This is a genomic window from Mycobacteriales bacterium, assembly GCA_030697205.1.
Taxonomy (GTDB): domain Bacteria; phylum Actinomycetota; class Actinomycetes; order Mycobacteriales; family SCTD01; genus JAUYQP01.
This window is the reverse complement of the sequence record JAUYQP010000023.1, coordinates 63221-78481: the sequence shown is the minus strand read 5'-3', so window position 1 is coordinate 78481 and position 15261 is coordinate 63221. Positions and strand designations below refer to the sequence as shown.

The window sequence follows — 15261 nt, the reverse complement described above, 5'->3', positions numbered from 1 at the left end:
CCCCCCCCCCCCCCAGCACCGCAGCTGTGTGGTTATGACCTCTCCCGGTGTCCGCTCGTGCGGTCCGGCCTGTAGGAGATGTCGTGCACCCAGCACACGCCCCATCTGTTCTGCGCGCGCCTGATGTCACGACGACGTCGGCGCCGCGGCTGCGGCGGGCGTCGTGGAGGTCCCGCGGTGTTCTGATGTGGGCCGCGGCGCTGCTCGTCAGTCTCGGCCTCGTGCCGACGGCGCAGGCCGACGGTTGCCCGGCAGCCAAGACATGCGCCGATTACGACCTGTACGACTACCGCTGGCCGACTCAGCCTGGCAAGCGTGTGGTCATCGAGTACTACATCAACCCGGGTCTTCCACTGCGTGTCACGCCTGAGGAGGTCGAAGGAGCGACTGCCGCCGCCGCGCGGACCTGGGAGCGCGCGAATGCTCGCATCTCGTTCATCTACCGGGGTCGCACGGACGCACTACCAGGCATTCAGGACGGGATGAACGTCGTCGGCTTCTCGGTTTCCGCGTTTCCGACGGCCCGCGCGAGTGCTACACCGTTCCATTCAGGCGGCCTCCTTCTCGAGGCCGACCTGACGTTAGCGGCCGACAACCTCTGGACGTGGCGTCAGTGCGAGCAGCGGGACAATTCCTGTGGTCGCTTGGTAGGTGAGCCGGTCAATGTTTTCGGTGTCGCAACCAACACGCCCGGAGTCGACCTGCAGGGCACCTTGGTGCACGAGCTCGGACACTGGCTGTCCCTCAACCACGCGGAGGAGGAGAACACCGCGCAGACCATGGCCGTTGTCGGTCCGACGGACCTGTCGCTGCAGACGTTGGCTCTCGGAGACGTCCTCGGCGTGCGGGCTGCCTATCCCTGCGGCAAGTGCGGCGGCAAGCCCGTCGTCTACGCCCCCTAACTCCTTCACCCACCCAGACCCAGCGAGGAGATCGTCGTGCGACGCGTGGCCTGGAGCGGGCTCGTCGCTGCCCTCGTGATGGCGGGGTCGCAGGCGGTCGCGGGGCCGGTGCCGCAGGTTGTGGCGTCGCCGACGGCGCTCGTCGCCGAGGACGGCGCGTGGTGCTGGTTCTCCGAGCCGCGGGCCGCGCAGGACGGTGACACGACCTTTCTCGGGTGGATCAGCTCGCGCGGCGACATCGTCATCGGCGCCGTCGACGGGAGCGGCACCACGACGACCGCGGTCGTGATGACCAACTTCGAGGTCGACGACCACGACCACCCGGCGGTGATCGTGCGGCCCGACGGTCGGGTCCAGGCCTTCTGGTCGCGCCACAACGGCGCCGAGGTCTTCACCCGCACGACGACGCGGCCGCGCGACATCAGCCACTGGGGCCCGCTCGGCACCGTGCCGCTCAAGGTGGCCGGCGACCGGGTGTCGACCTACGTCAACCCGGTGCTGCTCCCCGACGAGGGGACGATGTGGGTCTTCGGCCGCAGCGGCTACTCGAGCCCGGCCTTCACGACGACCCGCGACCTGGGTCGCACCTGGACGCCGGCGCGGCGACTCGTCCACGTGAAGGAGCAGCGGCCCTACGTCAAGTACGCCGGCAACGGTCGCGACACGATCGCGATGGGCTTCACCAACGGCCACCCCGCGGAGACGCACTCCTCGATCTACTACGCCGCCTACCGCAAGGGTGCACTGCGCGGGGCGAGCGGTCGCGGGATTGCGCCGGTCAGCCGGCTGCCGATCGCGCCCGCGCAGGGCGACCTCGTCTACGCCGCACCTGCAGGCCGCGATGCCTGGGTCCACGACGTCGCGCTCGACGCGCAGGGGCGCCCGCGCATCGTCTTCGCGACGATGCCCGAGGGCAGCTCGACCGACCACGACTACTGGTACGCCGCCTGGGACGGCCGTCGCTGGCTGAGCACCCGGATCACCTCGGCGGGCGGCAGCATCGCCGGCGCGCCGCGCGAGCCCGGCTACACCGCGGGCATCTCCTTCGACCACGACGACCCGTCCACGGTCGTGCTGGCGAGGCCCGGCATCGCGAAGCTCGAGGTCGAGCGCTGGACGACGCCTGACCTGGGACGGTCGTGGACGAGCGAAGCCGTGACGATCGGCTCGCACCAGGACAACGTGCGACCGGTCGTGCCGCGGGGCGGCAGCGGTCGGGTCGTCTGGATGACCGGTCGCTACGGCTACTTCACGTCCTTCCACACCTCGGTGGCCGCCGACCGGACGACACGCCCGCGGGCCGCGGCGCCGACCGACGTGGCGGTCACCAGCAAGGCCGAGGGCAGCGGGCTCGCGGTCAGCGCCGATCTGCGCACCGGGATCGTCGGCTACGTCGGCAAGGAGCTGACCCTGCAGAGCCGCCCCGTCGGCTGGGAGACCTGGACCAACCGGGCGACCGGCTACACCGACAACACCGGCCGGGTGTCGGCCACGGTCCCCTCGCGCGCGGGGCTGGAGTTCCGCTGGGTGTGGCCCGGCGACCACGAGGCCGCGCGCAGCGAGTCGGTCGTCCTCGGCGGCTGAGCTCTCACGCCCGCAGGCGCAGGCCCCTCGGGGTGGGGCGGAAGCCGGCGGCCTCCAGGGCCAGGCCGAGCGGTGAGGTGAGGGCCGCCTCGCCGTCGGCCTTGGTGACCGTGAGTCTGCCGAGCGCGCCGTCGCGGACCGCCAGCACGAGTGCGTCGACGGCCGGTGCGAGGCAGCCCTCGTCGTCGCGGAACGACAGCAGCGTCTTGCCGCCACGCTCGACGTAGAGCACCAGGGCGCCGTCGACGAGGACGACCAGGGCGCCGGCCTTGCGGCCCGGCTTGTGGCCGCCCTGCTTGTCGGCGTCCTGGGCGGGCCAGGCCAGCGCCCCGCCGTAGGGGTTGGCCGGGTCGGTCGCGGCGAGCACGACCGCGCGGGCCTCGTCACGGCGCTTGCGCTGCCGCTGCAGTGCGGGGTTGCCCTCCCACCCGCCGGGCACCGGCGTCGTCCAGAGCGGCTCCTCGTCGGCGGGCTTCGCGGCCGCGATCGCGCGCATCCGGTCGACCGCTCCGGGCGCGGCGAACTGCGCGGCACCCAGTCCCTCGACGAAGTAGCCGCGACGAACCCGGCCCGACTCCTCGAAGGCCTTGAGCACGGTGTAGACGGCGGAGAAGCCGCCCGGCTGGCGCTCGGCGACGACCGCTCCACGGGTGACGACGCCGTGCCGGTCGAGCAGGGCCTCGGCGAGGGCATGGGTACGACGGGTCGGGTCGGTGTCGCGGTCGGGCAGCCGGCTCCACCGCCCTGCCATGGTCGGCGGGCCGGTGCGGGTCGGCATGACGGGCCTGCCGTAACGCGAGCGCTGGCGGACCGGACCGCGCTTGGCGGAGTGGGTCGTGCGGCCGGTGCCGAGCAGGGCGCGCAGCGGACCGATCGTGTCGTTGGTGAGCGCGCCCGCCCAGACCAGGTCCCAGACCGCCTGCTGCAGGGCGGCGTCGTCGGTGGACCCGACCCGGTCGGACAGCGAGCGGAAGAACAGTGCGGTGTCGCCGTCGAGCGCCGCAAGGACCGCGTCGTGCAACGGCGTGCCGCTGACCTCGGCCAACGGGGGCAGCAGCAGGTCGGCGGTGTCGGCGAGCTGCAGGCTGACCCAGCCGTCCGAGCCGGGCAGCGAGCCCTGGCCGGCCCAGAGGACCTCGCCGGAGGCGGTGACCTCGTCGAGGAGGGCGGGGGTGTAGCCGGCGACGCGGCTCGGCAGCACCAGGGTCTCGAGGGCGGAGGCCGGGATGGCCGCCCCCTGCAGCTGCTCGATCGCTCGCAGCAGCCCGTCGATCCCTCTGCCGCTGGACCCGCCGATGCCCTGCCACTGCGGGAGGAACCGCGCGAGGGCCTCGGGCGGGACCGGCTCGACCTCCTTGCGGAGCTTGGCGAGCGACCTCCTCCGGAGCATCCGCAGGACCTCGGCGTCGCACCACTCCAGGCCGCTGCCGCCGGGGCGGAACTCGCCGTGCACGACCCGGCCGCTTGCTGCGAGCCGGGCCAGTGCCTGGTCGACGACGGCGACACCGAGTCCGAAGCGGGCGGCGACGTCGGCGGGGTGGAACGGCCCATGGGTGCGGGCGTAGCGCGACACCAGGTCGCCGACGGGGTCGCGGACCGGCTCGACGAAGGCCTCCGGGATGCCGACCGGCAGGGCGACTCCGAGGGCGTCCTGCAGCCGACCGGCGTCCTCGATCGACGCCCACCGCTCCTCACCGGCGATCCGCACTCGGATGGCGCGCCGGCTCTCCTCGAGCTCGGCGAGCCACAGGGGTTGGCCTCCTCGGCGTACGACCTCGTCGGTGGTGAGGTCGCCCAGCCTGCGCAGGAGGTCCGCGACGCCCTCGACGTCCTTCGCGCGCCGCTCCTCGGTGAGCAGCTGCACCTCGGCCTCGACCTCGGCGAGCGCGTCGGCGTCGATGAGCTCGCGCAGCTCGGCCTGGCCGAGCAGCTCGGCGAGCAGCGCGCTGTCGAGGGAGAGCGCCTGGGCGCGGCGCTCGGCGAGGGGGGCGTCGCCCTCGTACATGAAGGCGCCGATGTAGCCGAAGAGCAGCGACCGCGCGAAGGGGCTGGGCTGCTGGGTCTCGACCTCGACCAGTCGGACCCGACGGCCCTCGACGTCCTTCATGAGCTCGACCAGACCGGGTACGTCGAAGACGTCCTGCAGCACCTCGCGCATGGTCTCGAGGACGACCGGGAAGCTGCCGTACTGACTGGCGACACTCAGCAGCTGGGCGGCCCGCTGCCGCTGCTGCCACAGGGGAGTCCGTCGGGTCGGGTTGCGGCGCGGGAGCAGCAGGGCGCGGGCGGCGCACTCGCGGAAGCGGCTGGCGAACAGCGCCGACCCGCCGACCTCCGCCTGGACGGCCGGCTCGACGTCCTCGGGGGCGAAGACGGCCAGGGCACCCGACGGGGCGTCCTCGGTCTCGGGGAGTCGCAGCACGATGCCGTCGTCGGAGTGCATCGACTGGACGTCGACGCCGTAGGTCTCGCGCAGCCGGGCCGTCAGCGCCAGCGACCACGGCTGGTTGACCTGGTTGCCGAAGGGCGAGTGGATCGCGAGCCGCCAGTCGCCGAGCTCGTCGCGGAAGCGCTCGACGAGGATCGTGCGGTCGTCGGGCAGGACGCCGGTCGACTCGCGCTGCTCGGCGAGGTAGGCGAGCAGGTTGGTGGCGGCGGACTCGTCGAGGCCGCCTGCTGTCAGCCGCTCGCGGGCCTCGTCGGGGGTGAGGGCGCTGACCTCGCGCAGGAAGGCGCCGAGAGCGCGACCGAGCTCCAGCGGCCGGCCCGGGGCGTCGCCGTGCCAGTAGGGCATCCGGCCGGGCTGGCCCGGCGCGGGCGTGACGAGGACCTGGTCGTGGCTGATGTCCTCGATCCGCCAGGCGCTGCTGCCGAGCAGGAAGACGTCGCCGACGCGTGACTCGTAGACCATCTCCTCGTCGAGCTCGCCGACGCGGCTCTTCTTCTCCCCGACGAGGAAGACGCCGAACATGCCGCGGTCGGGGATCGTGCCGCCGGACGTGACCGCGAGCCGTTGCGCACCAGGCCTTCCGGCGAGGACGCCGGTGACGCGGTCCCAGGTGATGCGGGGGCGGAGCTCGGCGAAGTCGTCGCTCGGGTAGCGGCCCGACAGCATGTCCAGCGTCGCCTCGAAGGCGGATTGGGGCAGCCCCGCGAAGGGCGCGGCGCGGCGGACGAGGGCGGCGAGGTCCTCGACCTCCCACGACTCCATCGCGCACATCGCAACGACCTGCTGGGCGAGGACGTCGAGGGGGTTGCGGGGGTAGGTCGTCGACTCGATCCCGCCGTCGACCATCCGCTCCGCGACGACGGCGCACTGGACGAGGTCGCCGCGGTACTTCGGGAGCACGACACCGCGGGAGACCGCCCCGACCTGGTGCCCTGCGCGGCCGACCCGCTGCAGGCCGCTCGCGACCGACGGCGGTGACTCGACCTGCACGACGAGGTCGACGGCGCCCATGTCGATGCCGAGCTCGAGGCTGGAGGTCGCGACGACGCAGGGCAGGCGGCCTGATTTCAGCGCCTCCTCGATCTCGACGCGCTGCTCCCTGCTGACGGAGCCGTGGTGGGCGCGCGCGATGACGACCGGGCCGTCGGCCGGTGTGCCGTTGCCCCACGGGGATCCCGTGCCGGTACCGCCCTGGCCTGGGTGCTGGGCGGGGCCGCGCTGGAAGCTTGCGCCGGCCGGCTTGACGCCCGCGGAGCCGTCCGGCCGGTCGTAGGCCTCGAGCGGCTGCGGCTCGGTGGGGTGGGCTCGCTCCATGGCGATCTCGTTGAGGCGGCTCGTCAGCCGCTCGGCGGTGCGGCGGCTGTTGCAGAAGACGATGGTCGCGCGGTGGGCCTCCACCAGGTCGACGATCTTCTCCTCGACCGCGGGCCAGATGGACGCCCGCGGCTCGGCGCCGGCGGCCGACCCGCCGCGGACGGGGCCCGTCGACTCGCCGAGAGCCGACATGTCCTCGACGGGGACGACGACCTCGACCTCGATCACCTTGGTCGACGGCGGCTGGACGATGGTGACCTCGCGGCCGCCGCCGAGGAAGCGGGCGACTTCGTCGATCGGCCGGACCGTCGCGGACAGGCCGACCCGTTGCGCGGGCTTCTCGAGCAGGGCGTCGAGCCGCTCCAGACTGAGGGCCAGGTGGGCGCCGCGCTTGGTGCCGGAGACGGCATGGACCTCGTCGATGATGACCGTCTCGACACCGCGCAGCGACTCCCGGGCGGCGCTGGTGAGGACCAGGAAGAGCGACTCCGGCGTCGTGATGAAGACGTCCGGCGGGGTCTTCGCGAAGGCCCGCCGCTCGTCGGCCGGAGTGTCACCGGAGCGGGTGCCGACCCGGATGTCGGGCACCGGCAGGTCGAGCCGCTGCGCCGCCTGCCGGATGCCGGTCAGGGGCGCCCGCAGGTTGCGCTCCACGTCGACGGCGAGCGCCTTGAGTGGGCTGACGTAGAGGACCCGGCAGCGGTGCTTCGGGTCCGCGGGTGGGGGAGTCGCAGCGAGGCGGTCGAGGCTCCACAGGAACGCGGACAGCGTCTTTCCGGAGCCGGTCGGCGCGACCACGAGGGTGTGGTCGCCGCTGCTGATCGCCGCCCACGCGCCCTCCTGCGCCGCGGTCGGCGCCGCAAAGGCGCCCTCGAACCACGCCCGGGTCGCGGGGGAGAACCTCTCGAGCGCAGTCATGAGGCCCCGATCATCCCCTCCAGGTCCGACACTCACCCCAACCCCTCACGTCAGGCTGTTGCGACGACCCCCTGAGCCCGAGTGGGCGATGGTGATCGTCTCGCGGCGACGTGCGGCGTGTCGTCGCGAGAGGATCAGACACCCCTCGCCTGTCGAAGGGTCACGCTCTCGGTCACCTCGGGGTGCTTGGCCAGGAACGACTGCACGAACGTGCACTGAGGTACGACGGCAAGGCCCTGCTCGCGGGCCCACTCCAGGGCGGCTCGAGCCAGGTCCGAGCCGAGCCCGCGCCCGCCCAGCTCGGGCGGGACGACCGTGTGCTCCAGCACCACCTGGTCGTCGGTCCGCACGTAGGTCAGCACCGCCCGGTGCTCGCCCTCGACGATCTCGAACCGGGACCGCTCCGCCGCGTGCACCACATCGCTCATGGCGCCAGCATGCCAAGCCGCCTCATGAGCGAGGAGCGAAGGCGTAGGCCAGGAGGTCGCACTGCCTCAGCGCGCCTCCGTCCTCCTGGTCCGCTTCGACGGGCGCTTCCGCGCGCAGGTCGTCGCCGCTGGGCAGGCGGAAGGCAAAGTAGGTGCGCTCCGTCGGTGGCGCGCACGTGCCGTGCTGCAGGATGGCCACAGCTTCCTGTCCGCGCTCGAGCAGCATCTCGACCGGCGAGGGTTGCTTAGCCGGCTCCACGTTCACGCCCGCACCGAGGTCGCCGTCCTGCACGAAGACGGCACCCACGGGAACACCTCGGAGCAGGCAGCCCCCGCTCGTCGTCTTGCGGACCACGAGGAACCTGTCGATGCGCGGGCTGCCGTCCTGGCTGGCCGCCTGACGACCCTCGAAGCGCGCCTCGAGGTCGCGGGCTCGGCAGGCCGCGCCCGCCGGTGTCGCGCCACCGCTGGACGAGCTCGGGGTGGCCGCCTGTGCCGACGACGGCGCCGGGGACGCGACCCGAACGTCCGCGCTAGCAGGCGCCGGGCCGGCGATGGCCCAGCGCAGCGACATCGCCTGCACGTCAGTCGGACCGGGGATGCCATCCGGGTCGGTGGTCTCGTGCCGCATGGCGAAGACCACGGATCCGCCCGCCGGGACCGCATCGGGTGCTGCGTGGCAGTTGAGCCGTCCGCCGGAGCCTGAGTAGGACTCACCGCTCGAGTCCTTGCGGTAGAGGCCCGTCACATACGCAGGGCACGGGTCCAGGGAGATCGGTTCGCTCGTCGGATTGCTCAGACGGACGCGGTAGTCCAGCGGTCCCGACGTCGGCGCGGGACCGTCCACCTCGATCTCGACGCGCAGACCTGCTCTGTCATCGGGAACAGGTGCGTGCGGTTCGCCTGCGACGTGCAGGGGTCCGGCCTCGAAGCGCTCGTCGTCCGTCACATCGGCGCAGACCGGCGTACCAGCAACGCGAAGGACACCCGGCACGATCCCCTCGACAGCGAACCCCTCGGCGACCAAGCACTGGCCGCTGAAGTCGAGGTCGACAAGCAGCGGATCTTGCCCCAGCACGCGTTGCGGGTAGCCCCCTGCATCGCCGGCGAGCCGTGGCTCCCGAGCCAACGTCGAGTACTCGCCACCTCTGCCCGTCACTGTGCTCAGCCGGACACCGGCCTGGCTCGCCAGGAGGCAGTCGCGAACGCCGTTGCTGGTGAAGGAAAAGCGTCCACGGCCCTGCGCCAGCACGGTGAAGCGCCCGACGACGTCCGTCTCCTCGCAGTACGAGATGGCAGGGCTGCTGGACGCAGGGAAGTCGGCGAAGCCGAGCGGCGCGGGGACGTCGGTCTCGCCGGCGCGCAGGTCGGCGTAGGGGACGACGCCGGAGGCGACCGGCGCGGGGGAGTCGTCGCGGGAGACGAGCACCGATGCCCCGAGCACGACGGCGACCGTCGCGGCGGCAGCGGTGAACGGCAACCAGAGGACCGGCTTGCGGCGTACCTCCATCAGCGGCGAGACGGTCACCGGCGGCTGGGACTCGCGCCAGGCGGAACCCCCTGCGGTCAAGCGGTCCTCGATGCTCATGCGTCCTCTCCCAGCAGGTCCCGGAGCCGGCCGCGCGCATCGGACAGCGTCGACTTGACGGTGCCCTCGGCGCAGCCCATGACGGCGGCGGTCTCGGCGACCGACAGCCCGACGAAGTAGTGCAGGTCGACGGCCTCGCGCTGCCGCTTCGGCAGGGTCGCGACGGCGCGCTCGAGGTCGAGGTCGCGCACGAGGTCGTACGACGAAGCTGGCACCGCCACGTCGAGCGGGCGTCGCCGTGCGCGGGCCCGGCGGGCCTCACCGGCGACGATCGCGCACAGCCACGCCGACGCGGAGCCGCGGCTCTCGTCGTACTGCCCCTGCTTGCGCCAGGCCCTGGTCAGCGCGTCCTGGACGACGTCGTCGCGGTCGGCGTCGGGGGCGAGGCGCGCGGCGACACGGCCCATGACGGGCAGGTGCGGGCGCACCCAGGCGGTGAAGTCCGCCGAGTCCACACGCACCTCCGAGAGCAGGGTCACGGTGGGTCTACACCGTCAGGCGGCGTTCCGGTTGGGTCGTGCCTATCGTGGCGGGGTGCGGCTCACGGAGTTCTGGCGGCGGATGGAAGCGCGCTTCGGCGTCGGCTACGCCGAGTCCTACGCCGCCGACCAGTCCCTGCCGCAGCTCGGCTCGCGCACCGTGCGCGAGGCGCTCGCCGCGGGTGAGGACACCAAGGCCGTGTGGCGCGCGGTCTGCGACGCGACGAGCGCTCCGGCGGCCGACCGCTGACTGCGGCGTGTCGCTGGCATTCGAACGGCTGTTCGGTCTAACGTCGGTCTCGTCCGGGTGACATCCACAGGTAGGTCGGCGGCAGCCCTCGCTGTCGGTGGACGTGCCTAGCGTCACCGCCGATCGGACAGCCGCGCACGAGCTCACGGCTCGTCGAACACCAGGAGACACGCATGGCCGCACCGGACCGCGAGAAGGCTCTCGAGCTCGCACTCGCCCAGATCGACAAGAACTTCGGCAAGGGCTCGGTCATGCGACTGGGTGACGAGGCCCGCCCGGCCATCCAGGTCATCCCGACCGGCTCCATCGCCCTCGACGTCGCCCTCGGCATCGGTGGTCTCCCGCGCGGCCGCGTGGTGGAGATCTACGGACCGGAGTCTTCGGGAAAGACGACCGTGGCGCTGCACGCCGTCGCCAACGCGCAGGCGGCCGGCGGCATCGCGGCGTTCATCGACGCCGAGCACGCCCTCGACCCGGAGTACGCCAAGGCGCTCGGTGTCGACACCGACGCCCTGCTGGTGTCGCAGCCCGACACCGGTGAGCAGGCGCTCGAGATCGCCGACATGCTCATCCGCTCCGGTGCGCTGGACATCATCGTCATCGACTCCGTCGCGGCTCTCGTGCCGCGCGCCGAGATCGAGGGCGAGATGGGTGACAGCCACGTCGGTCTGCAGGCCCGCCTCATGAGCCAGGCGCTGCGCAAGATGACCGGCGCGCTGTCCAACACCGGCACGACCGCCATCTTCATCAACCAGCTCCGCGAGAAGATCGGCGTGATGTTCGGCTGCCTCTCCTATGGCACGAAGGTCACTCTTGCCGATGGCACGCAGGAGAAGATCGGCAAGATCGTCAACCAGAAGATGGACGTCGAGGTGATGTCCTACGACCCCGAGCTCGGACGGGTCGTGCCCAAGCGGATCGTCAACTGGTTCGACAACGGCGTCGCGGACCAGTTCTTGCAGTTCACGGTCGCCAAGCCCGGTGGCAACGGACGCGCGCAGATGGCGCTGACGTCCAACCACCTCGTCCGCACGCCCGGCGGCTGGACCGAGGCCGGCGAGATCATCGCCGGTGACCGGGTCATGCTGTCGCTGGCCCACCGCCTCAGCCCCCAGCAGCACCAGGTCGTCCTCGGCGGCCTGATGGGTGACGGCAACCTGTCGCCCAGCCGGATCAAGGGCAGCCTCGGCACCCGCTTCCGGATGGGTCACGGCGCGAAGCAGGTTGACTACCTCGACTGGAAGGCCTCGCTGTTCGGTAACATCACGCAGAGCCGACGGGTCAACGCCAAGGGCGCTGCCTTCGTCGACCTCACGCCGCTGCCGGAGCTCGCCGAGCTGCGTGAGGCGGTCTACTGGGGCGACGGCAAGAAGACCCTCTCCTACGAGTTCCTCAAGGCGCTCACTCCGCTGGCGCTGGCCGTCTGGTACATGGACGACGGCTCCTACGCCGAGCGTGCCAAGGGCCTGCAGGAGCGGACCAAGGACGGCAGCGGTCGCAGCGAGATCTGCGTCGAGGCCTTCAGTGAGGGCAGCCGCAAGCGGCTCGTCGAGACCCTTGCTGACCGTTTCGACCTGCACCCCACGCTGTCGCTGCGGGGCAAGCGGCAGATGGCAGTGCTGACCTTCGCCAAGGACGAAACGGCCAAGCTGCACGAGCTCATCGCGCCCTACGTCCACCCTTCGATGCAGTACAAGCTGCTCGAGCGCTTCCGTGGCCAGTTCGCCGTCGAGCCGGAGTTCGTCGAGCCGACCTACCTCCCGGTGCCCGCGCCCGTCCTCGAGGTCAAGGTGAAGCCGAAGACCCGGTCGATGCACCGGTTCGACATCGAGGTCGAGGGCACGCACAACTACCTCGCCGACGGGATCGTCGTCCACAACAGCCCCGAGACCACCACCGGTGGAAAGGCGCTGAAGTTCTACGCCTCCGTCCGCATCGACGTGCGTCGCATCGAGACCCTGAAGGACGGCACAGAGGCGATCGGCAACCGCACCCGCGCGAAGATCGTCAAGAACAAGGTCGCGCCGCCCTTCAAGCAGGCGGAGTTCGACATCGTCTACGGCGTGGGCATCAGCCGTGAGGGCTCGCTCATCGACATGGGCGTCGAGCACGGCATCGTGCGCAAGTCCGGTGCTTGGTACACCTACGAGGGCGACCAGCTCGGTCAGGGCAAGGAGAACGCCCGCGCGTTCCTCCGCGACAACCCCGACCTCGCCAACGAGGTCGAGCGGCGACTCCTGGAGAAGCTCAACATCGGGGCCCACGCGGTCGAGGCGATCGACCTCGACGCGCCGGTGCCGGTGCCCGTCGACCTGTAGTGGCTGTCTCGGGCCCGCGGCCCTTCCCCTCGGGGAGGGGCCGCGCGACCGGCGAGCCGCCGTCGGACCGGGAGCCCGGTCCCGACGCGGACCCGGTAGCCGTCGCGCGTCAGATCTGCCTGCACCAGCTCGAGCACTCGCCGCGCACCCGCGCCGAGCTCGCCGCGGTCCTGTCCCGTCGCGGCGTGGCCGACGACGTCGCGGAGCAGGTCCTCGGCCGCTTCGAGGAAGCCGGCCTCATCGACGACACGCTCTTCTCCGAGCTGTGGGTCAACAGCCGGCACCGCTCGCGCGGGCTCGCCGGTCGGGCCATCTCGCAGGAGCTGCGCCGTAAGGGGGTCGACGACGAGGTCGTGCGCGAGGCGGTCGCGGCCATCGACCCGGAGGAGGAGCTCGCGACCGCGCGGGCCCTCGTCGACCGCAAGCTGCCCTCCACCCGCGGCCTCGCCGCGGACGCGCGGGTGCGCAGGCTCGCCGGGATGCTCGCCCGCAAGGGCTACGGGGCCGCGGTCGCCTACCGCGTCGTCAAGGAGGCCCTCGCCGCCGAGGGCGTCGACCTCGTGCTCGACACCGACGGGCTGTCAGCGCTCGACTGACGCCCGCACGTCGAGGCCCATCGCCGCGGCGATGAGCATCGCCTGCAGCGGGTCGATGACGGCCCCGCGCAGCTGCACTGTCGCAGGGTCGAGCGACGACAGGTCCGACCCGCGCAGGTCGCAGCGGGCAAGGTCGGCCTTGGCCCACGACGCTCCCGACAGGTCGCAGTCCGTCAGGGTCGCGCCCTGCAGCCGGGCCCCGCTGAGGTCGGCCTCGCGCAGCCGCACCCCGTCGAGGGTGGTGCTTCGCAGGTCGGCGGCTGCGAGCCCGGCGTAGGACCAGTCACCACCGCTGACCTTGAGCAGGTCGAGCGCGCAGCCCTCGAAGGACGACCCGACCAGCTTGCAGTCGGTGAAGGCCGCGTCGAACAGGTTGCACCGCACGAACGTGCAGCCGGTGAACGCGGTCTGCGTCCAACGGCTGACGTTGAGCCGCACCCCCGCGCAGCGTGCAGTCGGTGAAGACCGCCCCGCTCGCGATGACCTCCGACAGGTCCACGTCGACGAAGAGCACCGACTCGAAGCGCCGACCTGACAGGTCCTGCCCGCCCCAGTCCTCGCCGCGCACCTCGCTCGTCGTCTCTGCTGCGCGCCTGCCCGCCATGCCGCCCAGCCTCGCAGAGCAGGCGCTGTGGACTGCTCGGGGCCGGCGAGGGCCGGGTTCTGCTGTCGCCGATGAAAGGACCCGATCCGGGCGACGCGCTGCTCGACGGGGTGGAGCGGCTGCACCGCTGAGCCGTGCGGGTGGCAGGCTCGGGGGATGAGCACCCTGCGCCTCGGAGGCCGCCCGCTGTCCGTCGTCGGGCGGGCCAGGATCTACGTGTGTGGCGTCACGCCGTACGACGTGACACACCTCGGTCACGCGGCCACCTTCGTCTGGGTGGACGCGGTCGACCGGCTGCTGCGGCGGCTCGGCACGCAGGTCGAGGTCTGCCGCAACGTCACCGACGTCGACGACGTGCTCTTCGAGGCGGCCGCGCGGGCGGGGGCCCACTACGACCGGTTCGCGGCGGTGCAGCAGTTCCACTTCGAGCGCGACATGGACGCGCTGGCGGTCCGCCGACCCGCCCACGAGCCGCGCGCCCACACCTTCATCCCGCAGGTCGTGGCGCTGGCGCAGTCGCTGCTCGACGCGGGGGCGGCCTACGAGAGCGCCGGCAGCGTCTACGTCCACGGCGCCCCCGTGGCGGACCGCGCGGGCCTGAGCCTCGACACCGCGCGGCAGCTGCTCGCCGACAACGGCGGCCGCGTCGACGACCCGGCCAAGCGCGACCCGCTCGACCAGGCGGTCTGGCAGCGCTCCGACGAGGGCGAGCCGGCCTGGCCGTCGCCGTGGGGACCGGGCCGTCCCGGCTGGCACGCGGAGTGCACCGCGATGGCCCTGTCGACCTACGGGTCCTCGCTCGACCTGCACGCCGGCGGCGCCGACCTCGTCTTCCCGCACCACGCCTTCGAGGCGGCCCAGGCGGAGGCGGCCACCGGGGTCGTGCCGTTCGCCAGGTCCTGGATGCACGTCGGGACGGTCCGGCTCGACGGGGAGAAGATGGCGAAGTCGGTCGGCAACCTCGTCTTCGTCGCTGACCTGATCGCGAAGACCAGCGGGGGAGCGGTCCGCACGCTGCTGCTCGACCGGCGCTACGACGTCCCGTGGGACTACACCGACGCGGCGCTCGTCGCCGCGCAGGCCCGGCTCGAGGCGCTGCACGCCGCCGCCGGCCGGCAGGGCGAGGACCGCACCACCGAGGTGCTCGCTGCGCTCTGCGACGACCTCGACGTGACCCGCGCGCTCGACCTCGCGATCGACGCTGGTGGCCCGGCCGCCCGCGAGCTCATGACGGTCCTCGCCCTGTAGCCCCCGCCGCGCCGAAGGGCGGGAGGTCGGGCCTGTCGGTGGCCGGCAGCATGCTGAGCGGATGCGCCGCAGCCCCCTCCTCGCGCTCCTGCTGGTTGCCGGCTGTCAGAGCGCCGCGACGACCGTGGGCCCGTCCTTCGTCGCGCTGCCGGTCCCTGGCGGCGCGCAGGAGGCCACCGTCGTGCGTCACACCGACGGCGACACCCTGACGCTGCGCGGACGCGGCACCGGCCCGCTGCCGGGAGAGCCGACGAAGGTCCGGCTGCTGCTCGTCGACACCCCCGAGGACGGCGACGTCCCGGAGTGCTTCGGGCCCGAGGCGTCGCAGGCCCTGGCCCAGCGGGTGCCTGTCGGGTCGACCGTGCGGGTCACGGCCGACCGGCAGCGCACGGACCGCTTCGGCCGCACCCTGCTCTACGTCTGGGACGACGAGGGGCGCAACCTGCAGCAGCACCTGCTGGCGGACGGCTTCGCACAGGTCCTCGTCGTACGCCCCAACACCGAGCACCTCGAGGCGATGCGCGCCGCCGAGGACGTGGGTCGCGCGCAGGGCCGGGGTGTCTGGGCGTGCGGCAACTAGCCT

Annotated in this window: 12 protein-coding genes; 7 read left to right on the top strand and 5 right to left on the bottom strand. The window is 72.4% G+C overall.

Translation table 11 applies throughout. From position 1 onward, the window contains the following. The first annotated feature begins 185 nt into the window (after positions 1 to 185). Both Q8R60_07745 and Q8R60_07740 read left to right on the top strand, forming a co-directional pair. Entirely contained in the window at positions 186 to 902 is a 717-nt protein-coding gene (locus Q8R60_07745; protein ID MDP3712361.1) for a hypothetical protein, read from the top strand. Positions 903 to 938: 36 nt separating this feature from the next. Then, the gene (locus tag Q8R60_07740; protein ID MDP3712360.1) at positions 939 to 2486 is read left to right on the top strand and encodes a BNR-4 repeat-containing protein; all 1548 of its coding nucleotides are present in this window, start codon (positions 939 to 941) and stop codon (positions 2484 to 2486) included. A gap of 4 nt (positions 2487 to 2490) precedes the next feature. Here the strand turns inward: Q8R60_07740 and Q8R60_07735 are convergent, their stop codons facing one another. From Q8R60_07735 to Q8R60_07720, 4 genes are all read right to left on the bottom strand, one after another. Further along, positions 2491 to 7167, bottom strand: coding sequence for an ATP-dependent helicase (locus Q8R60_07735; protein MDP3712359.1), 4677 nt, complete (start codon positions 7165 to 7167; stop codon positions 2491 to 2493). Between the two features lie 134 nt (positions 7168 to 7301). Next, complete coding sequence (locus Q8R60_07730; protein ID MDP3712358.1) at positions 7302 to 7595, bottom strand: GNAT family N-acetyltransferase; 294 nt, start codon at positions 7593 to 7595, stop codon at positions 7302 to 7304. Between the two features lie 22 nt (positions 7596 to 7617). Next, a complete protein-coding gene (locus tag Q8R60_07725) occupies positions 7618 to 9183 on the bottom strand; it encodes a hypothetical protein (GenBank protein MDP3712357.1) in 1566 nt (521 codons plus the stop codon). Beyond that, on the bottom strand, positions 9180 to 9662 hold the full coding sequence (locus tag Q8R60_07720; protein MDP3712356.1) for an RNA polymerase sigma factor: 483 nt from the start codon (positions 9660 to 9662) through the stop codon (positions 9180 to 9182). The genes Q8R60_07725 and Q8R60_07720 overlap by 4 nt, the downstream gene beginning before the upstream one ends. Positions 9663 to 9717: 55 nt before the next feature. Between Q8R60_07720 and Q8R60_07715 the strand changes: the two genes are divergently transcribed. The 3 genes from Q8R60_07715 (at position 9718) to Q8R60_07705 (ending at position 12826) form a co-directional block, all read left to right on the top strand. Further along, positions 9718 to 9912 (top strand): DUF3046 domain-containing protein, encoded by a 195-nt coding sequence (locus tag Q8R60_07715; protein ID MDP3712355.1) that lies wholly within the window; start codon positions 9718 to 9720, stop codon positions 9910 to 9912. Positions 9913 to 10085: 173 nt separating this feature from the next. Beyond that, positions 10086 to 12230 (top strand): intein-containing recombinase RecA, encoded by a 2145-nt coding sequence (gene recA / locus Q8R60_07710; protein ID MDP3712354.1) that lies wholly within the window; start codon positions 10086 to 10088, stop codon positions 12228 to 12230. Next, positions 12230 to 12826, top strand: coding sequence for a regulatory protein RecX (locus Q8R60_07705; GenBank protein MDP3712353.1), 597 nt, complete (start codon positions 12230 to 12232; stop codon positions 12824 to 12826). The genes recA and Q8R60_07705 overlap by 1 nt, the downstream gene beginning before the upstream one ends. Here Q8R60_07705 and Q8R60_07700 read toward each other — a convergent pair. Then, complete coding sequence (locus Q8R60_07700) at positions 12812 to 13264, bottom strand: pentapeptide repeat-containing protein (protein ID MDP3712352.1); 453 nt, start codon at positions 13262 to 13264, stop codon at positions 12812 to 12814. The genes Q8R60_07705 and Q8R60_07700 overlap by 15 nt on opposite strands. A gap of 322 nt (positions 13265 to 13586) precedes the next feature. Between Q8R60_07700 and Q8R60_07695 the strand changes: the two genes are divergently transcribed. Together Q8R60_07695 and Q8R60_07690 are read left to right on the top strand one after the other, a co-directional pair. Further along, positions 13587 to 14678 (top strand): cysteine--1-D-myo-inosityl 2-amino-2-deoxy-alpha-D-glucopyranoside ligase, encoded by a 1092-nt coding sequence (locus Q8R60_07695; protein MDP3712351.1) that lies wholly within the window; start codon positions 13587 to 13589, stop codon positions 14676 to 14678. A 61-nt stretch (positions 14679 to 14739) separates the two neighbouring features. Further along, a complete protein-coding gene (locus tag Q8R60_07690; protein MDP3712350.1) occupies positions 14740 to 15258 on the top strand; it encodes a thermonuclease family protein in 519 nt (172 codons plus the stop codon). The last annotated feature ends 3 nt before the right edge of the window (positions 15259 to 15261 follow it).